The sequence below is a fragment of the Pseudomonas sp. C11 genome (genome assembly GCF_034683865.1).
Classification (GTDB): domain Bacteria; phylum Pseudomonadota; class Gammaproteobacteria; order Pseudomonadales; family Pseudomonadaceae; genus Aquipseudomonas.
Genome location: NZ_JAWIIP010000005.1, coordinates 12,759 through 32,785 on the forward strand (window position 1 = coordinate 12,759; position 20,027 = coordinate 32,785).

Genomic DNA, 20,027 nt, shown 5'->3' on the forward strand with positions numbered 1-20,027 from the left:
AACGCCGCCTAAGATACCCGATTTGCATGGACATGACGCCCCTGGCCACGCCTGCCGAGTCAACTTGGATCGGATTTTTTCAACAGGCTGGCGGCCATCAGCGCGAGCATTGCCACGCCGACCAGAAGCAGCGCCCAAAGCCCCCAGCGCTGCCAGTTGCGAGGTGCAGCGGCGGACGCGGCCGGCGCACTGACCTGTAGCGCATCGACAGCCACCTCGGCCTTGGGCAATTCAGCCAGGCGCTCGGGCTGGTAGCCGGGGATCAGCGTGGTGATCGGCAGCGCTGCCGAACCTGCCCCCGCACGGCCCAATGCCAACTGATAGGGCGGCTCGCCGCGCGCAAGGAACACCAGTTGCGTGGCACGCACGGCCAGTTGCAGACGCGGCGCCTGGCTGCCCAGGCCACCGCCACGCGCATCGACGCGCAGGCTGAGCTGACGCACCGGCCAGCCTGGCAGGGCCAGTTCATCCTGACGCACCTCTCGTCCCTCCTGAGGCAGGCGGTAGAACACCCCGCTGGCCAACGCCTGCCAGGGCTCCTGCTCGCGCGTGCGTGCCGTGAACCAGACCGGCGCCAGGGTATTGGGCTCGTCCAGCGCGATGCGCAGACGCTCCAGCGGCAAGGCCTGCGGCAACTGCCACTGGTAGTGCCCGTAGGCTCCAGCCTTGCCTTCCAGCGGTTCGGACCACACCAAGGGTGCAGGGCTGCTCGCCTGGCGCCGGCTACGCAGGGTGACCACGTCCAGTTGCGGTGCCTGCTGGGGGCTGCGCCAGAGCAGGCGCAGATAGCGCGCCGGCTCGCCAGGCAGTTCGACCTGACGCTGATCGATACGCTCATCGGCGAAACTCAGACGCGCCACCTGCCCATCGCCCCAACTGCGCCAGTGCTGCAGATCATCGCTGGCTTCGATAGTGAAACGCTGAAAACCCTCCTCGCCGCCACTCCAGTTCAGATTGAGGCGTACCAGCGGCGCATCGATGGCGCTGGCATCGAGCAGCCAACCACGCAACTGGCGCTGCGTCTGCGTCGGCTGTTCGTCGCTCAACTCGATCAGGGTGCCATCGGTGTTGCGTTGCACACGCAGGCGTGGCACGCCGCCTTGCTCGGTATCGCCATACAGCGGGAACCAGCGCACGCCATGTTCCTGCTCCTCGTCGCGCGACTCACGCTGGCCGGGCAGCAGCGCATAGGCCATGGCCTGGCCCTGGCCGTTGAACACGCGCAGATCCCGTAGATCGCCATGCTCAGCCGCGTAGTAGACGGCCATGGGCAGTTCCACCCGGTACCAGGGGCCTTCTCCGCTCAGGGTCAGCGGCAGATGCTGGCGATAATCCTGCAGCCCCTCCTCGGCCTGTGCGACGGCAGCCCAGGCCAGGATCAGGGACACAACGGTGACGATGAATCTCACGACAACGACTCCTTGCTCGCAGGGGCTTCCTCGGTCTGGCGCGGCGGCAACGGGGCGAAATAGCCCACCACCAGAAGCAACACGCCGACGCCGATGAACGACACGATGCGCTCCAGCCCACCGCGGTTGCCCAACTCGATGAAGAACAGCTTGGCCACCACCAGGGCAATCAGTGCAGCGCCCACCAGCCACAGCTCACGCCGCGCACGCAGGTGGCCGAACAGCATCAGTGCCAGGGCGATCAGCGTCCAGACGATGGACAGGCCGGCCTGCACCAGCATCGACTCGAACAGCGTGGCGCTCTGCCAGGGCACGCCGCCCCAGTGGTGGGCGGTGCGCATCACCATCACCGTCAGCAGGGCGAACAACGACGCTCCCGCCACGACCTGTACCACCTGCAGCGCACGGCCAGGCTCCAGGCCAAAGCGCGGCAGGGCGAAACGGCCCCAGGCCAGCAACGCACCGAGACACAGCAGCAGGCCCAGCTCCAAGGGGTTGAACAGTGGCAAGTAGGGCAACGGATCACTGTCGCCGGCGCTGTTGGCGTTGGCCAGCCAGAACCAGGCGAGCATCAGTGCCGCCAGCGGTGCGGCTGCCCACAAGCGGTACTCACGCTCGAAGCTGACCACCGGCCAAGGCAGGCGGCGGGCCTGGGCCATGGCCCACAGATAGGCGGTCGGCAACAGTGCCCAGCCCAGCCAGCGCCAGGCGTTGTAGTGCTCGGCCAGGCTCAACAGCAAGTAGCGCAACTCCAAGGCCAGCACACCGATCAGCAGCCAGCAGCCGAGCACATGGGCGACACTGGCCGCCCTGCTCGGTAGCAGCTCGGCAAGTCGCTTCAACGCCAACAGATGCACCACCAGCACGGCAGCCCAACCCAGCCAGCCGAAATGCGCCGCCGGGTGATAGTAGCCATGCCAGGCGAAGGCCAGGATTGATCCCGCCACAGGCGCCAGCAGGCTGCTCAACAGTGCCAACTCACGCCAGCGGGTGCGCAGGGCCAGCAGCATCCAGAGCAGCGCCGACACTGCCGCCAGCCCCAGCAACGCACTGGCCTGCAGCTCCGGCGCGACGAAGCGCAGCACCTCGCTGCTCACAGCCAGCGCCCACCAGCCGGCGCCCCACGCCAACAGCAACTGGCCCAGACGCTGCAGGCTGACAGCATCGATGCCCGTCTCTCGCCCGCTACGTGCCAGGCTATGCAGGCGCCAGGCACCGACTTGCGCGGCCAGGCCAAGCACGGCGGGCGTCCAGAAACCGGTGTGCGCCAATGGCGACAGGCCCTCGCTACTGATACCCGCCAGCAATAGCGGCCCTGCGGCGAGGAAGGTCAGGCCGGCGAATACCTGCAGCACCAGGCTGAACAGGAACGCCGCGCGCTGCTGCAGATACAGCGCCAGCCACATGATCAGCAGCCCCGTGCCGCCCCACACCGCCGCAGCCGCCACCCAGGGCAGCACGAACAGCACCGCCAGGTTGATGAACACCAGGCCCACCAGCATCACCATCGACAGCGCGCCGAGCAGGCGGCGATTCTCGCGGATCAGCGGATCACGCGCCGCCAGCAGCATACCCGCGATCAGCCCCAGGCCGACCATCGATGCCGCCAGCAGGCCGAACCAGCCGGCACTGAAGCCGCCACGGTCGAACAACGAATCCAGCGCCATCTGGCCGAGGAACAGCAGACCGCCGAGCAACTGGATGGCAAAGGCACAGTAGACGAAGCTCGGCGCAGCCAGGCGCAGGCCGATGAACAGCGTTGCCAGCCCGGCCAGCGCCCAAGCAATCGCCGTACCGGGCGCCTCGAACAGCAGCGGCGCGATCAGATAGAGGAAAGCCAACCCGGCCAGCCCCAACCAGGGCAGCAGGCGGTTTTCCCTGGCACTGGCGAGCTGCGGCGCCTGGCGCAGTTGCCAATAGCTGAACAGCAGCGCCGCACCGAGCATCAGCGCGCCCAACGGCGAGCCATCGAGCAGGCTGTCGTAGCCGAAACCCAGCCCCATGACGAAGGCCAATGCCGCGCCCACCTGCAGCAATAGGGCGAACGCACGCGCCAACGGTCGTCCCTGGCGCAGGCCCAGCCAGAAGATGCCGGCGCCTTCCACGGCCCAGGCCGCGCTCGTCCAGCGTGCATCGAGGCCGAGCGGGATGGCCAGGCTGGCGAATACCACGCCGAGCGCCAGGCAGGTTTCCACCAACAGCAATGCCCGTTCGCCGGCACGTGCCTTGAGCACCCGCGCCAGCAGCAGATAGAACAGCCCCAGCCCCAGAGCACTGAAGGCGGCGGCGAACTCGATATGCCGCACCAACGCGACCTGCAGACCGAAGCCGACCAGCGGCGGGCCAAACAGCGTGGTGGCATCGACGTAATCACCACGGCGCAGCGACCAGCGCAGCAGCTCGTCCCGTGCCTCGGGCGCATCCGCCGCGTCGCGCAGGGTGCGGCGGGCGAACAGCAGGCCGATGGCCACGTACATCAGGAAGAACAGCACCAGGAACGGCTCGGTGCTCCACAGCAGCTCCGGCGTGTAGGAGCGCAGCCCCCAGGCGAAGCCGATGCCGAACGTACCGACGAAGCCGATCAGGTTGAGCTGGCGCCAGGCCTTGAACCAGGCGATAGCGAAGATGCCGGCATTGAGCAGGGCGAAATAGGAGAACAGCGCTACATGATTGCCGCTGCCGGTGGAGGTGAGAATAGGCGCGGCGAAACCACCCAGCGCGGCCGCAGCGGCCAGGCCGAGGGCATCCTGCTGCACAGCGAGAATGGCCGAGAACGCTGTCACCGCCACCAGCAGGCCGAGGGCCATGCCCGGATCGAGCAGCGGATGCAGGCGCATGGCGGCGAACACCGTCAGGTACAGCACGGCGATACCGGTGCCCTGCAGCACCAGGGCGTACCCGCGATTGCGTCGGCGGAGCCACCAGCCCAGACCGAGCAACGCCAGGGCGCTAGCCGCCACGCCCATGTAGCGCAGCTCGATCGGTACCTCGACGCCTTCGGTGGCGTAGCGCAGAAGAAAGGCCAGACCAAGGAACAGCAGCACCACACCGACCCGCAGCACGGTATTGCCGCCAAACAGCCAGGCCTTGGCCGCCGCGATGCCGCGCTCGATCAGGTTCGGCTCACGCGGTACCGGCTCGCGCCAGGCGCTTTGCTGCGCGGCCACTGGTGCTTCGTGGACGACCTGCGCGGCCAGAGGTTCGGGTTCTTCGACAGGCTGCTGCGGCTCGACTTCCGGCAAGGGTTCGAGCGTCCAGTCCAGCTCAGGCAAGGGCTCTTCGGCAATGATGGGGTCGGACTGAGGTTCGGGGGGCAGATCGACGGCGGGCTCGGCAGGCGCAGCAACCGGCTCGGGCTCGCTGCGTTCCCCCTGCTCCACCTTGAGCAGACGCTCGTGCATGGCACGTGTGCCACGCTCGAAGCGTTCGGCGAAATCCTTGAGCTGCGCAGTCAGCTGCGCGTTGCGCGACTCCAGCCCTTGCAGCCGCAGCGCCTGGCCAATACTGAGGCCGATCAGGCCACCCAGTAATGCGCCCGTGACCGATTCGCCAGCGCCCGCCCCGAGCACCAAACCGACCAGCATGAAGATCCATTGCATGCGTATATCCCAACCCTGAGAGAGATCGTCTCGCGCGCCTATCAGGACGCCCGAGACGGGCACACAGTATAGGAGTCGCATCGACCAACACCCAGAGAGACGTCTGCCAAACCGTTCACAGGCACAACGCAAAGCGATCAGCCGCCAGCCGGTGCTTCACAAACGCCCCGCGCCCGCTATCATCGCCGCCCCGTGACCGTAGGGCGGACTCGCGCGCGAAGCGAACAGTCCGCCGACAAGACAGGCCTAGCCAAGCATCATGATCAAACCCCGCCTGATAGCCGCTGCAGAGATCGACCGCCTGGAAACCTGGGCCAAATACACCGCCGACATGTGCCACAGCTGCATCTCCAGCTGCTGCACCCTACCGGTGGAAGTGCGCCTGAACGACCTGATCCGCCTGGAACTGGTGGACGAGTTCGAACGCAGCGAGCCGCCGAAGAACATCGCCAAGCGCCTGCAGAAGGACGGCATCGTCGAGCGCTTCAACCAGAAGTCGGGCATCTTCACCCTGACGCGCATGTCCAATAACGACTGCCTGTTCCTCGACCGCAAGACGCGCCTGTGCACCGTCTACGAGAAGCGTCCAGACACCTGCCGCCATCACCCCAAGGTCGGCCCACGGCCAGGGTATTGCGCGTACAAGCCCAAGTAGTCGAAAAGTTGCCGGGCGGATCTGGCGTCCAGCTCGCCTGATATACCGCATTCGCCGCGGGGCGCGGCTCCTACGCAAGCGCCCCGGGGCGAAGCTTGCTAGCGGCGCAAGCCGATAACTCGGCCAACGCATACCGGCTGTGGCAACCCCTGATGTTCTGCAGCGAGCTGCACGACCTTGCCTGCAACGACTGCGTCGAAAGACGCCGCTCGACCAGCGGCACTGTCGATATTCATCAGCATCTGCTCGCTTTCCGCCAGGCTGGCGTCCTCGCCCGGCCGATAAAGACCATGGTGGATATGCAGGCGCTTGGCGTCATACGCCAGCACTTGGGTACGCACCTCGACCTGTTCGCCCTCCTTCACTTCCGCCAGGAAGTTGAGGTGGCACTCCAGGGTGTAGAGGGTGTGGCCGGTGCGTGCGCGACCGGCTTCATCCAGACCCAGCATGTCCATCAGCGCGTCGGTGGCGTGGCTGAAGATCAGCAGATAGAAGGCGTCGCGCAGATGGCCGTTGTAGTCGACCCAGTCGCTGCCGACACGAGTTTGGTAGGTGGTGAGCATGCCTGTGGTTCCCTAGGTTGTGGGAGGGGCTTTAGCCGCGATAACGCAAGCATCACGGCCGCCCGCAAAAGTCCGAAGCTGCTTACTCGGCAAACTCGAAGCCGTGCTTGGCCTTGGTCTGGCGAATCGCCTCCAGCACCGCCAGCAGGCAATCGTCGCGGTAGCGTTCCAGAGCATCCAGGCTGCGTTCGCCCTGCTGCTCCGCCGTACCTTCGACCACCGCGTCGATCAGCCCATCGGTCAGTTCCGGCGCCTCAAGATAGGTCCAGGGCAGTTTCAGCGCCGGGCCGAACTGAGCCATGAAATGGCGCATACCGGCCGGCCCGCCGGCCAGGGTATAGGTCAGGAAGCTGCCCATGAACGACCAGCGTAGGCCGGCACCGAAGCGGATCGCGTCGTCGATCTCGCCGGTGGTCGCCACGCCGTCGTTGACCAGATGCAAGGCCTCGCGCCATAGCGCTTCGAGCAGGCGGTCGGCGATAAAGCCTGGCACTTCCTTGCGCACGTGCAGTGGGCGCATGCCCAGGGATTCATATACCTGCATGGCCGCCTGCACTGCCTCGGGCGCGGTCTTCGCGCCGCCGACCACCTCCACCAGCGGCAGTAGGTACACCGGGTTGAACGGATGACCGACCACGCAGCGCTCGGGATGCGTGGCATCTGCGTAGAACTCGCTGGGCAACAGACCTGAGGTGCTGGAGCCGATCAGCACGTCGGGGCGCGCGGCAGCGCTGATCCTGGCGTGCAACTCGCACTTGAGGTCGAGGCGTTCGGGCGCGCTTTCCTGGATGAAATCGGCATCGCGCACGCAGTCTTCGATGCTGCTGACGAAGCGCAAGCGCTCCAGCGAGGCGCCGGGCGCCAGGCCCTTTTTCTCCAAGGCGGGCCAGGCATTGGCCAGGCGGGTGCGCAGCGCCTGCTCAGCGCCGGGAGCCGGATCCCAGGCGATCACGTCGAGGCCATGGGCCAGGGCGCGGGCGATCCAGCCTGCGCCGATGACGCCGGTGCCGAGGGCGGCGAATGTCTTGATATGGGTGACGAAGGTCATGGTTGAACTCCGGTAGCCCGGATGCAATCCGGGGAATTGGCGTTAGGGCATGCCCCGGATTGCATCCGGGCTAGAGTTGTCGCGGCTTAAGCCCCTCCCACGGGGCGTTGTGCGTTAGCCGCGGCGCTTGAGCTTCATCTTCTCGCGTCCTTCAGCTGGGCTCAGGGCGCGGCCGCCGAGGCGCTCGATGATCTCGATGGCGCGTTCGACCAGTTGTCCGTTGCTGGCGTGCACACCGCGGTCTAGCCAGATGTTGTCCTCCAGCCCGACGCGTACGTGGCCGCCAAGCAGCATGGCCTGGGCCACCATGGGCATCTGCATGCGGCCGATGCCGAAGCCGGCCCAGGTGATGCCCGGCGGCAGGTTGTCGGCCATGGCCTTCATGGTGGTGGTGTCGGCCGGCGCGCCCCACGGAATGCCCAGGCACAGCTGGATCAGCGGGTCGTCCAACAGGCCTTCCTTGATCATCTGCTTGGCGAACCACAGGTGGCCGGTGTCGAAGATTTCCAGCTCGGCCTTCACCCCCAGCTCGGTGATGCGCTTGGCGCCGGCGCGCAGTTGCGCCGGGGTGGAGACGTAGATGAAGTCGCCGTCGCCGAAATTCAGCGTGCCGCAGTCCAGGGTGCAGATTTCCGGCAGCAGCTCTTCGACATGCGCCAGACGAGTGACCGGCCCGACCAGATCGGTGCCGGCGCCGAACTCCAGCGGCTGCTCGCCGCGGCCAATCTCCAGATCACCGCCCATGCCGGCGGTGAGGTTGATGATCACGTCGGTGTCGCTTTCGCGGATACGCTCGACCACCTCGCGGTACAGCGCCACGTCGCGGCTCGGCTTGCCGGTCTGCGGGTCACGCACGTGACAGTGGGCAACGGTGGCGCCGGCCTTGGCGGCCTCGATGGCGGCGGCGGCGATCTCCTTCGGCGTGACCGGGATCGCCGGATGCTTGCCGACGGTGTCGCCAGCGCCGGTCACCGCGCAGGTGACGATAACTTCGTAATTCATCTTCGACTGTCCTTTCCAGGGGCGAACGGGATCCGACGGCATGGCCGCAGATTTTGAATGGGAGAAAGGTGGCGCCGGATCACCCCGGCGCCCGGGTATCAGTTACCGGCGACCAGCGCAGCGTTGGCCGGCTTGCCGTCGAGGGTGGTCACACCTTGCAGCCAGGCGTCGACCACCTGCGGGTTGGCCTTGATCCACTCACGCGCGACCTGCTCCGGCGCCTTGCGCTCCATGATCGGCTGCATCAGTGCGGCCTCCTGCTCGCTGGTGAAGCGCAGGCTGGTCAGTAGACGGTTGGCGTTGGGGCAGCGCTCGGCGTAATCCGGCGAGGTGACGGTGGACACCGTAGCGGCGCCATCATTGGGGCCAAAGACGTCTTCGGTGCCGGTCAGGTAGGTGATGGGCATGGACAGGTTCATCGGATGCGGCTTCCAGCCAAAGAACACCACCGGTTTCTGATTCTTCACCGCACGCCCCACGGCCGCGAGCATGCCGGCCTCGCTCGACTCGACCAGCTTGAAGCCGCCCAGGCCGAACTGGTTGCTGTCGATCATCTTCTGGATTGCCGTGTTGGCGCCGGAGCCGGCCTCGATGCCATAGATCTTGCCGTCCAGCTCGTCCTTGAATTGAGCGATATCAGCCAGGGTCTTGAGCCCCTTGTCGGCGGTGTAGCTGGGCACCGCCAGCACTGCCACGGCATCGCTCAGCGACGGTTCGGCGGCAACTTTCACAGCACCGGCGTCGAGAAAGGGTTTGATGTTGTCGTCCATGATCGGCTTCCAGTAGCCGAGGAAGGCATCGACCTGGCCCTTCTGGATACCGGCGAAGATGATCTGCTGCGACGCCTGAGTCTGCTTGGTTTCATAGCCCAGGCCATGCAGCAGTTCGCTGGCGACAGCGGTGGTGGCGACTACGTCGGTCCAGCCGACGGCGCCGATGCGGACGCTCTTGCAACTGGCGTCGTCGGCCAGCAGGGAGGTACTGAACAGGCTCAGGGTGCAGCACGCGGCCAGCGCGGTAAGACCTTTCATCTGGGTGCTCCTCATCGTGTCACAGCGGTTTTATTTCGTTTTTCTAGAGGCTCAAACAGCCCCCACCGTGCTCGGGATTTTTGCTTCCCGATGAAAACACCTTACGCTCGACCATTAAGCAGAATTCGCACTTGAACGACTGTTTGTTGACCTATGCCGACTTTCTGCTTGCATGAAAGCCATGCCGGCCAATTAATCTCTCGGCCTGCGTAGCCCGGATGCAATCCGGGAATCCCGCCCCCCCCCTGCAACGGTTCATACAGGTATGCCCCAGACCTTCTGTTTCCTGCTGCTGCCCGGCTTCTCGATGATGGGCCTGATGTCGGCCATCGAGCCGCTGCGTGTAGCCAACCGTTTTCGCGGCGAGTTGTACCGTTGGCGCCTGCTCAGCCAGGACGGCAATGCCGTGCAGGCCAGCAATGGCATGTCGCTCAACGTCGACGGCGGCCTGGCACTGCCGGATGACACCCACGCATTGTTCGTGGTGGCCGGCTTCGAGCCGCTGGCCCATTACGACCACCACCTGGCGCACTGGCTGCAACGCCGCGACGCCGAACTGGCGGTGCTCGGCGGCATCGATACCGGCAGCTTCGTGCTGGCCGAGGCCGGGCTGTTCCAGCACCAACGTCTGACCCTGCATTGGGAGGCCATTGATGCCTTTCGCGAGCGCTACCCGGCGCTGCTGGTCACCCAGGAGCTGTTCGAGATCGACGGCAAGCGCATCACCAGCGCCGGCGGCACCAGCAGCCTGGATCTGATGCTGGGGCTGATCGGCCAGGCGCACGGCGAGCCGCTGGCGGTGCAGGTGTCCGAGCAGTTCGTGGTCGGCCGCATCCGCACCCGCCTGGATCACCAGCGCATGCAGGTAGCCAGCCGCTACGACCTGCACAACAAGAAGCTGGTACGGGTGATCGGCGAAATGGAGCGTCAATGCGAGCAACCATTATCCAGCGAGGCGCTGGCCAACAAGGTGGGCATCAGCGTGCGTCAGCTGGAGCGGCTGTTTCGTCATCATCTGGAGAGCACGCCGTCAGCCTTCTATCTCGGCCTACGCCTGGACAAGGCGCGCCAATTGCTGCGCCAGAGCGATCTGAGTGTGCTGGAGGTGAGCCTGGCCTGCGGCTTCGAGTCGCCGAGTTATTTCTCGCGCAGCTACAAGGCGCATTTCGGCGTGACGCCGAGCGAGGACAGGCACGAACGCCTGCCCCACGGCTGAAAGAGGCGTGCCCGGAACCGGGCACGCACTGGCATCAGGCCGAACGGCCCATTTCGGTTAGTGCAGACTGCACCAGGGGGTGCAGATTCTCCCCCCGACGCTCCAGTTGCCAGGCCATCAGTTCGATGCGCATCGCTGGCGTCCAGAAGCTCTGAATGTGCTGCTGAACGCCTTTGACCGCCAGCACCGGATCAGGCTCGGTAGCGAAGAACTGGGCGATCTGATTGGCCATCTTGACCAGGTTTTCCGCACTCATCGACGCACCTCGGCTTTCTCCTGTTTACGGCGCTCGCTGAGCAGACGCTGCTGCTCGTCGCTGAAGGCCTGGTAGCGTTTCTGCCATTCCGACGGCTGGTACACACGCGTGACTTCCACCGCCGTGACCTTGTACTCGGGGCAGTTGGTCGCCCAGTCGGAGTTGTCGGTGGTGATCACGTTGGCGCCCGACTCGGGGAAGTGGAAGGTGGTGTACACCACACCCGGTGCCACGCGCTCACTAACCCGTGCGCGCAGCACAGTCTGTCCGGAGCGGCTGCCCACACCAACCCAGTCGCCGTCGGCAATACCACGGCTTTCGGCGTCGGTCGGGTGGATCTCCAGGCGGTCCTCCTCGTGCCAGGCGACGTTCTCGGTGCGCCGCGTCTGCGCGCCGACGTTGTACTGGCTGAGGATACGGCCGGTGGTGAGCAGCAGCGGGAAGCGGCTGTTGACCTTCTCCTCGGTCGGCACGTAGCCGGTGAGCATGAAGCGCCCCTTACCGCGCACGAACTCTTCGATGTGCATGGTCGGCGTGCCGTCCGGGGCCTCGTCGTTGCACGGCCATTGCAGGCTGCCGTGGCGGTCCAGCTCGGCGTAGCTGACGCGGGTGAAGGTAGGCGTCAGGCTGGCGATCTCGTCCATGATCTGCGACGGATGCCGGTAGTCCATCTTGTAGCCCAGGGCATTGGCCAGGGCGATGGTGGCTTCCCAGTCGGACTTGCCGGCCAGCGGCTCCATCACCTTGCGCACGCGCGAGATACGGCGCTCGGCGTTGGTGAAGGTGCCGTCCTTCTCGAGGAACGAGCTGCCCGGCAGGAACACGTGGGCGAACTTGGCGGTTTCGTTGAGGAAGATGTCCTGCACCACCACGCATTCCATGGCCGACAGGGCGGCGGTGACGTGCTGGGTGTTGGGGTCGCTCTGGGCGATGTCCTCGCCCTGGCAGTACAGCGCCTTGAAGGTGCCGCCGAGCGCCGCCTCGAACATGTTGGGGATGCGCAGACCCGGATCAGGCTGCAGGGTCACGCCCCAGGCCTGCTCGAACTGGGCACGGACTTCGTTGTTGGAGACGTGACGGTAGCCCGGCAACTCGTGCGGGAAGGAGCCCATGTCGCAGGAACCCTGCACGTTGTTCTGCCCGCGCAGCGGGTTGACGCCCACGCCTTCACGGCCGATGTTGCCGGTGGCCATGGCCAGGTTGGCGATGCCCATGACGGTGGTGCTGCCCTGGCTGTGTTCGGTGACGCCCAGGCCGTAGTAGATGGCCGCGTTGCCGCCGGTGGCGTAGAGGCGCGCGGCTTCGCGGATCAGTTGCGGGTCGACCCCACAGATCGGGCCGAGCACTTCCGGCGAGTTCTCCGCCTGGCTGACGAAGGCGCTCCAGCGGGCGAAATCGGCCGGCTCGCAGCGCGCATCGACGAACGACTGGTTGACCAGGCCCTCGGTGACGATGACGTGGGCCAGGGCATTGAGCATGGCCACGTTGGTGCCCGGACGCAGTGCCAGGTGGTAGTCGGCGCGGGCATGCGGCGAGTCCACCAGGTCGATGCGGCGTGGGTCGATGACGATCAGCCGTGCGCCCTGGCGCAGGCGGCGCTTGAGCTGCGAGCCGAACACCGGGTGCGCGTCGGTGGGGTTGGCGCCCATCACCAGAATCACGTCGGCCAGCATCACCGAGTCGAAGCTCTGGGTGCCGGCGGACTCACCCAGGGTCTGCTTGAGGCCATAGCCGGTCGGCGAGTGGCAGACGCGGGCACAGGTGTCGACGTTGTTGTTACCGAAGCCGGCGCGTACCAGCTTCTGCACCAGATACACCTCTTCGTTGGTGCAACGGCTGGAGGTGATACCGCCGATGGAATCGCGCCCGTACTTGAGCTGGATGCGGCGGAACTCGCTGGCGGCGTAGGTCACCGCCTCGTCCCAGCTGACTTCCTGCCAGGGGTCGTTGATGCTCTTGCGGATCATCGGCTTGGTGATGCGATCCGGGTGGGTAGCGTAACCCCAGGCGAAGCGGCCCTTGACGCAGGAGTGGCCGTGGTTGGCCTGGCCGTTCTTGTCCGGCACCATGCGCACCAGTTCGTTGCCCTTCATCTCGGCGCGGAACGAGCAGCCGACACCGCAGTAGGCGCAGGTGGTGATCACGCTGCGCTCGGGCTGGCCTTTCTCGACCACGCTCTTTTCCATCAGCGTGGCGGTCGGGCAGGCCTGCACGCAGGCGCCGCAGGACACACACTCGGAGCTGAGGAAATCGTCGCCGCCGGCAGCCGCCACGCGCGACTCGAAGCCACGCCCCTCGATGGTCAGAGCGAAGGTGCCCTGAGTTTCCTCGCAGGCACGCACGCAGCGGTTGCAGACGATGCACTTGCTCGGGTCGTAGTCGAAGTAGGGGTTGGAGACGTCCTTGGCTTCGCTCAGGTGGTTGGCGCCGTCATAGCCGTAACGCACCTCACGCAGGCCAACCTGGCCGGCGACGGTCTGCAGCTCGCAGTTGCCGTTCGCCGAGCAGGTCAGGCAGTCCAGCGGGTGGTCGGAGATGTACAGCTCCATCACGTTGCGGCGCAGGGTGGCCAGCTTGGAGGTCTGGGTGCGGACCACCATGCCTTCGCTGACCGGCGTGGTGCAGGAAGCCGGGTAGCCGCGCATGCCGTCGATCTCCACCAGGCACATGCGGCAGGAGCCGAAGGCTTCCAGGCTGTCGGTGGCGCAGAGTTTGGGGATGGTGGTGCCGAGCATTGCGGCAGCGCGCATCACCGAGGTGCCGGCCGGCACGCTGATGCTGCGCCCGTCGATGCTCAGGCTGACCTGCACCTCGCTCTCGCGAGCGGGGGTGCCGAAGTCGGTATCTGTGGCGGGGTCGAAATAGCTGATCATTGTTCTGCCTCCGAGGTCTTGAGCCCGAAGTCGCCAGGGAAGTGCTTGAGCGCACTGCTGACAGGGAAGGCGGTCATGCCGCCGAGCGCGCACAGCGAACCGTGCGTCAGGGTGTCGCAGAGATCCTTGAGGATGATCACCTGCTCGTCGCGTGCCGCGTCATCGGGCGCCGCCAGCAGGCGGTCGACCACCTCGACGCCACGGGTCGAGCCGATGCGGCAGGGGGTGCACTTGCCGCAGGATTCCTCGGCGCAGAACTCCAGGGCGAAACGCGCCATCTGCGCCATGTCCAGGCTGTCATCGGCCAGCACTACGCCGCCGTGACCGAGCATCGCGCCCATGGCAGCGAAGGCTTCGTAGTCCAGCGGAGTGTCGAACTGCGAAGGCGGCACCCAGGCGCCCAGCGGGCCACCGACCTGTGCCGCCTTGATCGGACGACCACTGGCGGTGCCACCGCCATAGCCTTCCACCAGCTCGCGCAGGGTCAGGCCGAAGGCACGTTCGACCAGGCCGCCCTGGCGGATATTGCCGGCCAACTGGAAGGGCATGGTGCCCAGCGAGCGGCCCATGCCGAAGTCGCGGTAGAACACTGCGCCACGCGCCAGGATCACCGGCACCGAGGCCAGGGTGAGCACGTTGTGCACCAGGGTCGGCTGGCCGAACAGGCCTTGCAGGGCCGGCAGCGGCGGCTTGGCGCGCACGGTGCCACGCTTGCCTTCCAGCGATTCCAGCAGCGAGGTCTCCTCACCGCAGATATAGGCACCGGCGCCGACCCGCACTTCCATGTCGAAGGCACGGCCACTGCCGGCCACATTGGCGCCGAGCAGGCCGGCCGCACGGGCGACCTCGATGGCCTCACGCAACGCCTGCACAGCCTGCGGGTATTCGGAACGGATATAGACGTAACCCATGGTCGCTTCGACCGCCAGGCCGGCAATCGCCATGCCCTCGATCAGGACGAAGGGGTCGCCTTCCATCAGCATGCGGTCAGCGAAGGTGCCGGAGTCACCTTCGTCGGCGTTACACACCACGTACTTCTGCGCGGCTTGCGCGCCGCGCACGGTGCGCCACTTGATGCCGGCCGGGAAGGCGGCGCCGCCACGGCCACGCAGGCCGGATTCCAGCACTTCGGCGACGATGGCATCGCCGTCCATGCCGATGGCGCGGGTCAGACCCTCGAAGCCGCCCGTGGTGCGGTAATCGTCCAGCGCAGTGGGACGGGTGATGCCGGCACGGGCGAAGATCAGGCGCTGCTGGCTCTTGATGAACGGCAGTGCCTCCACCAGACCGACGGCGCTCGGATGCTGATTGCCACCATTGGTCAGCGCATCGAGCAGGCTACCGGCCTGGTCGGCGCTCAGCGGGCCAAAGCCGAGGCGGCCCTCGGTGCTGTCGACTTCCAGCAGGGGCTCCAGCCAGTACATGCCGCGCGAGCTGGTGCGTTGAATCTCGACCGGCAACTGACGGCGCTCGGCTTCGCTGCGCAGGGCCTCGGCCAGTTGGTCGGCGCCCACGGCGCGAGCGATGGAGTCGCAGGGTACGTAGAGCTTCAGCATGGCGTTTTCTCCAGGCAACCCTCGACCAGTTGCTGCAGGCGCTCGGGGGTGACCCGGGCGTGTAGCTGGCCATCGAGTTCCAGGGCCGGCGAACAGGCACAGGCGCCCAGGCAATAGACCGGGCGCAGGCTGATCTGGCCGTCCTCGCTGGTGCCGTGGTCATCCAGCCCGAGGTGCTCGCGTACCTGGGCGGCCAGTTGCTTGGCACCTCGGCTCTGGCACGACTCGGCCAGGCACAGGCGCAGGATGTGCTTGGCCGGTTCGCTGGTGCGGAAGTCATGGTAGAAGCTGATCACCCCGCGCACTTCGGCCTGGGTCAGGTTCAGTGCATGAGCGATTTCGGCGATGGCGACATCGGGTACGTAGCCGATGCCCTCCTGGATGGCATGCAGAATCGGCAGCAGGGCACCGGCGGTGTCCTTGTGCTCGTCCAGCACGCCTCGAATCAAAGGCAGGTGAAGCGTCTCATCAGGCATTACAGCGTTCCTCTGTCACAGGCCGTTGTAGTTTTCTGGGCCTGGAGGTTGCAGCTGTGGCGATTCTGCCCGTCACGGTTGCTGGGCGAATCGCCATCGAAAATGGCCTGGGCGGCGCATCTGCGCGCACGCGCCCGGTCATTAGCGGAGCTTGCCATCCCCACACCGGAGAAATTGCACTCCAGCGACGCCGTGCATACTGAAACCGACGCCGCCGAAGAACACGCCCGCCCCATCCTTTATAGGCGCTCACAGGTGAATTTGCCGAAACGCGACGCCTTAGCAACTGGCCTCTGGCGCTTACCACGAGAAAAGCGGCGCACCGAAGCCCACATGTCTATACGCGACCGGCTTGACGCTTTCGGCAAACCCCCAGTCGTTTTTGCATCGGGTCGCCCTGCCCCCCAGGGATAAGCTCTCCCCCAAAGCGCCACCAATCGACGTGGTGCATCCGCATAGGGGACAAGCCTGATGAGCCCAGCCGAATTGCACGCCGACAGCATCGTCATCGACGGTCTGATCATCGCCAAGTGGAACCGTGAACTGTTCGAAGACATGCGCAAGGGTGGCCTGACCGCTGCCAACTGCACCGTGTCCGTATGGGAAGGTTTCCAGGCCACCGTCAACAGCATCGCTGCCAGCAGCAAGCTGATCCGCGAGAACAGCGACCTGGTGATGCCGGTGCGCACCACCGCCGACATCCGCAAGGCCAAGGAACAGGGCAAGACCGGCATCATCTACGGCTTCCAGAACGCCCATGCGTTCGAAGACCAGATTGGCTACGTCGAAGTGTTCAAGCAGCTCGGCGTGGGCATCGTGCAGATGTGCTACAACACCCAGAACCTGATCGGCACCGGCTGCTACGAGCGTGACGGCGGCCTGTCCGGCTTCGGTCGCGAGATCGTCGCCGAGATGAACCGTGTCGGCATCATGTGCGACCTGTCGCACGTCGGCTCCAAGACCTCCGAGGAAGTCATCCTCGAATCGAAGAAGCCGGTGACCTACTCGCACTGCCTGCCTTCCGGTCTGAAAGAGCACCCGCGCAACAAGTCCGACGAGGAACTGAAGTTCATCGCCGATCACGGCGGTTTTGTCGGCGTGACCATGTTCGCGCCGTTCCTGGCCAAGGGCATCGACTCGACCATCGACGATTACGCCGAAGCCATCGAGTACGTGATGAACATCGTCGGTGAGGACGCCATCGGTATCGGTACCGACTTCACCCAGGGTCACGGCAAGGAATTCTTCGAGTACCTGACCCACGACAAGGGCTACGCCCGTCGCCTGACCAACTTCGGCAAGATCATCAACCCGCTGGGCATCCGTACCGTAGGCGAGTTCCCCAACCTCACCGAAACCCTGCTCAAGCGCGGCCATTCCGAGCGCGTGGTACGCAAGATCATGGGCGAGAACTGGGTACGGGTTCTGGCCGACGTCTGGGGCGAGTAAGCCCTTTCCAATCCAATTCATCTAGGAGCGGCTTCAGCCGCGAGCCGCCCCAAGGGGCGGCACACCTGAAGGCTTCGCGACTGAAGCCGCTCCTACGACACAAACTCAGGAGTTACCCAACATGTCCACCCATGCCCCCGAAATGCCCATCCTGGTCGACGACGAAACCGGCGTCTGGACCACCGACGCCCTGCCGATGCTGTACGTGCCGCGTCACTTCTTCGTCAACAACCACATGGGCATCGAGGAAGTGCTTGGCGCCGAGAAGTACGCCGAGATCCTCTACAAGGCCGGCTACAAGTCCGCCTGGCACTGGTGCGAGAAGGAAGCCGAGTGCCACGGCATCGAAGGCGCAGCGGTATTCGAGCACTACATGAAGCGCCTGTCGCAGCGCGGCTGGGGCCTGTTCGAAACGCAGAAGCTGGATCTGGAAACCGGCTATGCCGAGGTCAAGCTCAAGCATTCGGCCTTCGTCTACGTGTACGGCAAGGTGAACCGCAAGGTCGACTACATGTTCACCGGCTGGTTCTCCGGCGCCATCGACCAGATCCTGGCCGCCAAGGGCAGCCCGATCCGCACCGTGACCGTGCAGGAATACAGCGGTTCCGAAGAAGGCCATGACGACGGCCTGTTCGTCACCCGCCCACTCTGAATCAACCATAAGAAAACGGTGGAAGGGCCGGCGCACGAACCCTCTCGGTCGCGCCGGCAACACCTCCCACTCGCTAGAGCGCCTACCGTGAGGATGCCGTAATGGCCTTCGAAGCAATGTTCCAGCCGATTCAGATCGGCAAGCTGACCATCCGCAACCGCGTGCTCTCCACGGCGCACGCCGAGGTCTACGCCACCGATGGCGGCATGACCACCGAGCGCTATGTGAAGTACTACGAGGAAAAGGCCAAGGGCGGCATCGGCCTGGCCATCTGTGGCGGCTCCTCGGTAGTGGCCATCGACAGCCCGCAGCAATGGTGGAGCTCGGTGAACTTGTCCACCGACCGCATCATTCCGCACTTCCAGAATCTTGCCGACGCCATGCACAAGCACGGCGCCAAGATCATGATCCAGATTACCCACATGGGCCGTCGCTCGCGCTGGGACGGCTTCCACTGGCCGACCCTGATGTCGCCGTCCGGCATCCGTGAACCCGTGCACCGCGCCACCTGCAAGACCATCGAGGTCGAGGAAATCTGGCGTGTGATCGGCAACTACGCGCAAGCAGCGCGTCGTGCCAAGGAAGGTGGCCTCGACGGCGTCGAGCTGTCCGCCGTGCACCAGCACATGATCGACCAGTTCTGGTCGCCGCGCGTCAACAAGCGTACCGACGAATGGGGCGGCACCTTCGAGGGCCGCATGAAGTTCGGCCTGGAAGTGCTCAAGGCCGTGCGCAAGGAAGTCGGTGACGACTTCTGCGTAGGCATGCGTATCTGCGGCGACGAATTCCACCCGGACGGCCTGTCCCATGAGGACATGAAGCAGATCGCCGCCTACTACGACGCCACCGGCATGATCGACTTCATCGGTGTGGTCGGCTCGGGCTGCGACACCCACAACACCCTGGCCAACGTCATTCCGAACATGAGCTACCCGCCGGAGCCCTTCCTGCACCTGGCGGCCGGCATCAAGGAAGTGGTCAAGGTACCGGTGCTGCACGCGCAGAACATCAAGGATCCGAACCAGGCTACGCGCATCCTCGAAGGCGGCTACGTGGACATGGTCGGCATGACCCGCGCGCACATCGCCGACCCGCACCTGATCGCCAAGATCAAGATGGGCCAGATCGACCAGATCAAGCAGTGCGTCGGCGCCAACTACTGCATCGACCGTCAGTACCAGGGTCTGGACGTGCTGTGCATCCAGAACGCCGCGACGTCCCGTGAATACATGGGCGTGCCGCACATCATCGAGAAATCCACCGGGCCGAAGCGCAAGGTGGTGATCGTCGGTGGAGGCCCGGCAGGTATGGAAGCGGCACGCGTCGCCGCCGAGCGTGGCCACGACGTGACCCTCTTCGAGAAGCAGGATCAACTGGGTGGCCAGATCACCCTGGCAGCCAAGGCCCCGCAGCGTGACCAGATCGCCGGCATCACCCGCTGGTATCAGCTGGAGCTGGCACGCCTGGGCATCGACCTGCGCCTGAGCACTCCGGCCGACGAAGCCACCATCCTCGACCTCAAGCCCGACGTCGTGGTGCTGGCCAACGGTGGTCACTCCTTCCTCGAGCAGAACGAGCACTGGGGCGCCGCCGAAGGTCTGGTGGTGAGCAGCTGGGACGTACTGGCCGGCAAGGTCGCACCGGGCAAGAACGTGCTGGTGTACGACACCATCTGCGAATTCACCGGCATGTCGGTCGCCGACTTCCTCGCCGACAAGGGCGCGCAGGTCGAGATCGTCACCGACGACATCAAGCCGGGCGTGGCCATGGGCGGCACCACCTTCCCCACCTACTACCGCAGCCTGTACCCGAAAGAAGTGATCATGACCGGGGACATGATGCTGGAGAAGGTCTACCGCGAAGGCGACAAGCTGGTTGCTGTGCTCGAGAACGAGTACACCGGCCAGAAGGAAGAGCGAGTGGTCGATCAGGTGGTGGTGGAGAACGGCGTCCGTCCGGACGAAGGCCTCTACTACGCGCTCAAGGACGGTTCGCGCAACAAGGGCCAGATCGATGTCGACGCACTGTTTGCGATCAAGCCGCAACCTTGCCTGAGCGAGACAGGGGGTTACCTGCTGTTCCGCATCGGCGACTGCGTGGCTCAGCGCAACACCCATGCGGCGATCTACGACGCCCTGCGGTTGTGCAAGGACTTCTGATCTGACAACGGTCGACTGATGGCTCCCACGTCGCGGCGTACAACCGCCCGCGTGGGAACCCCCGACTCGTGACGCTCTGCGTC

The 20,027-nt window shown here is 65.3% G+C and carries 15 protein-coding genes; 5 read left to right on the plus strand and 10 right to left on the minus strand.

Annotated features, from left to right (window positions below; genetic code table 11):
- Positions 1-59: 59 nt before the first annotated feature.
- Positions 60-1,409, minus strand: coding sequence for a DUF3999 domain-containing protein (locus VC352_RS09620; protein ID WP_322979353.1), 1,350 nt, complete (start codon positions 1,407-1,409; stop codon positions 60-62).
- Complete coding sequence (locus tag VC352_RS09625; RefSeq protein WP_322979354.1) at positions 1,406-5,008, minus strand: DUF2339 domain-containing protein; 3,603 nt, start codon at positions 5,006-5,008, stop codon at positions 1,406-1,408. The genes VC352_RS09620 and VC352_RS09625 overlap by 4 nt, the downstream gene beginning before the upstream one ends.
- Positions 5,009-5,267: 259 nt before the next feature.
- Between VC352_RS09625 and VC352_RS09630 the strand changes: the two genes are divergently transcribed.
- Positions 5,268-5,663, plus strand: a complete 396-nt coding sequence (locus VC352_RS09630; RefSeq protein ID WP_322979355.1) for a YkgJ family cysteine cluster protein — start codon at positions 5,268-5,270, stop codon at positions 5,661-5,663.
- A gap of 98 nt (positions 5,664-5,761) precedes the next feature.
- Here the strand turns inward: VC352_RS09630 and VC352_RS09635 are convergent, their stop codons facing one another.
- From VC352_RS09635 to choX, 4 genes are all read right to left on the minus strand, one after another.
- A complete protein-coding gene (locus VC352_RS09635) occupies positions 5,762-6,226 on the minus strand; it encodes a thioesterase family protein (RefSeq protein ID WP_322979356.1) in 465 nt (154 codons plus the stop codon).
- 82 nt (positions 6,227-6,308) lie between these two features.
- A complete protein-coding gene (locus VC352_RS09640) occupies positions 6,309-7,274 on the minus strand; it encodes an L-carnitine dehydrogenase (protein ID WP_322979357.1) in 966 nt (321 codons plus the stop codon).
- A gap of 114 nt (positions 7,275-7,388) precedes the next feature.
- Positions 7,389-8,276, minus strand: coding sequence for a 3-keto-5-aminohexanoate cleavage protein (locus VC352_RS09645; RefSeq protein WP_322979358.1), 888 nt, complete (start codon positions 8,274-8,276; stop codon positions 7,389-7,391).
- A 98-nt stretch (positions 8,277-8,374) separates the two neighbouring features.
- Positions 8,375-9,307 carry a choline ABC transporter substrate-binding protein gene (choX, locus tag VC352_RS09650; RefSeq protein WP_322979359.1) on the minus strand — a complete coding sequence of 311 codons (933 nt, stop codon included), beginning with the start codon at positions 9,305-9,307 and terminating at the stop codon, positions 8,375-8,377.
- A gap of 265 nt (positions 9,308-9,572) precedes the next feature.
- Between choX and VC352_RS09655 the strand changes: the two genes are divergently transcribed.
- Positions 9,573-10,523 (plus strand): GlxA family transcriptional regulator, encoded by a 951-nt coding sequence (locus tag VC352_RS09655; RefSeq protein WP_322979360.1) that lies wholly within the window; start codon positions 9,573-9,575, stop codon positions 10,521-10,523.
- Between the two features lie 34 nt (positions 10,524-10,557).
- Here VC352_RS09655 and VC352_RS09660 read toward each other — a convergent pair whose 3' ends face one another.
- The 4 genes from VC352_RS09660 to VC352_RS09675 are packed head-to-tail and all read right to left on the minus strand — an operon-like array spanning position 10,558 to position 15,684.
- Positions 10,558-10,779, minus strand: a complete 222-nt coding sequence (locus tag VC352_RS09660; protein ID WP_322979361.1) for a formate dehydrogenase subunit delta — start codon at positions 10,777-10,779, stop codon at positions 10,558-10,560.
- Entirely contained in the window at positions 10,776-13,652 is a 2,877-nt protein-coding gene (fdhF, locus tag VC352_RS09665; protein WP_322979362.1) for a formate dehydrogenase subunit alpha, read from the minus strand. Before fdhF ends, VC352_RS09660 begins: the two co-directional genes overlap by 4 nt.
- On the minus strand, positions 13,649-15,208 hold the full coding sequence (locus VC352_RS09670) for a formate dehydrogenase beta subunit (RefSeq protein ID WP_322979363.1): 1,560 nt from the start codon (positions 15,206-15,208) through the stop codon (positions 13,649-13,651). The genes fdhF and VC352_RS09670 overlap by 4 nt, the downstream gene beginning before the upstream one ends.
- A complete protein-coding gene (locus tag VC352_RS09675; protein ID WP_322979364.1) occupies positions 15,202-15,684 on the minus strand; it encodes a formate dehydrogenase subunit gamma in 483 nt (160 codons plus the stop codon). The genes VC352_RS09670 and VC352_RS09675 overlap by 7 nt, the downstream gene beginning before the upstream one ends.
- Before the next feature lie 471 nt (positions 15,685-16,155).
- Between VC352_RS09675 and VC352_RS09680 the strand changes: the two genes are divergently transcribed.
- From VC352_RS09680 to dgcA, 3 genes are all read left to right on the plus strand, one after another.
- Positions 16,156-17,133 carry a dipeptidase gene (locus VC352_RS09680; protein ID WP_024306596.1) on the plus strand — a complete coding sequence of 326 codons (978 nt, stop codon included), beginning with the start codon at positions 16,156-16,158 and terminating at the stop codon, positions 17,131-17,133.
- Between the two features lie 121 nt (positions 17,134-17,254).
- A complete protein-coding gene (locus VC352_RS09685) occupies positions 17,255-17,785 on the plus strand; it encodes a DUF5943 domain-containing protein (RefSeq protein WP_322979365.1) in 531 nt (176 codons plus the stop codon).
- Positions 17,786-17,886: 101 nt separating this feature from the next.
- On the plus strand, positions 17,887-19,944 hold the full coding sequence (gene dgcA, locus VC352_RS09690) for a dimethylglycine demethylation protein DgcA (protein WP_322979366.1): 2,058 nt from the start codon (positions 17,887-17,889) through the stop codon (positions 19,942-19,944).
- Positions 19,945-20,027: the final 83 nt, after the last annotated feature.

Coding starts and splice junctions, on each gene's coding strand:
- VC352_RS09675 (WP_322979364.1), bottom strand. CDS start 15,684: ATGCCTGATGAGACGCTTCACCTGCCTTTGATTCGAGGCGTGCTGGAC.
- VC352_RS09645 (WP_322979358.1), bottom strand. CDS start 8,276: ATGAATTACGAAGTTATCGTCACCTGCGCGGTGACCGGCGCTGGCGAC.
- VC352_RS09625 (WP_322979354.1), bottom strand. CDS start 5,008: ATGCAATGGATCTTCATGCTGGTCGGTTTGGTGCTCGGGGCGGGCGCT.
- VC352_RS09635 (WP_322979356.1), bottom strand. CDS start 6,226: ATGCTCACCACCTACCAAACTCGTGTCGGCAGCGACTGGGTCGACTAC.
- VC352_RS09680 (WP_024306596.1), top strand. CDS start 16,156: ATGAGCCCAGCCGAATTGCACGCCGACAGCATCGTCATCGACGGTCTG.
- VC352_RS09630 (WP_322979355.1), top strand. CDS start 5,268: ATGATCAAACCCCGCCTGATAGCCGCTGCAGAGATCGACCGCCTGGAA.
- VC352_RS09660 (WP_322979361.1), bottom strand. CDS start 10,779: ATGAGTGCGGAAAACCTGGTCAAGATGGCCAATCAGATCGCCCAGTTC.
- choX (WP_322979359.1), bottom strand. CDS start 9,307: ATGAAAGGTCTTACCGCGCTGGCCGCGTGCTGCACCCTGAGCCTGTTC.
- VC352_RS09655 (WP_322979360.1), top strand. CDS start 9,573: ATGCCCCAGACCTTCTGTTTCCTGCTGCTGCCCGGCTTCTCGATGATG.
- VC352_RS09685 (WP_322979365.1), top strand. CDS start 17,255: ATGTCCACCCATGCCCCCGAAATGCCCATCCTGGTCGACGACGAAACC.
- VC352_RS09670 (WP_322979363.1), bottom strand. CDS start 15,208: ATGCTGAAGCTCTACGTACCCTGCGACTCCATCGCTCGCGCCGTGGGC.
- dgcA (WP_322979366.1), top strand. CDS start 17,887: ATGGCCTTCGAAGCAATGTTCCAGCCGATTCAGATCGGCAAGCTGACC.
- VC352_RS09640 (WP_322979357.1), bottom strand. CDS start 7,274: ATGACCTTCGTCACCCATATCAAGACATTCGCCGCCCTCGGCACCGGC.
- fdhF (WP_322979362.1), bottom strand. CDS start 13,652: ATGATCAGCTATTTCGACCCCGCCACAGATACCGACTTCGGCACCCCC.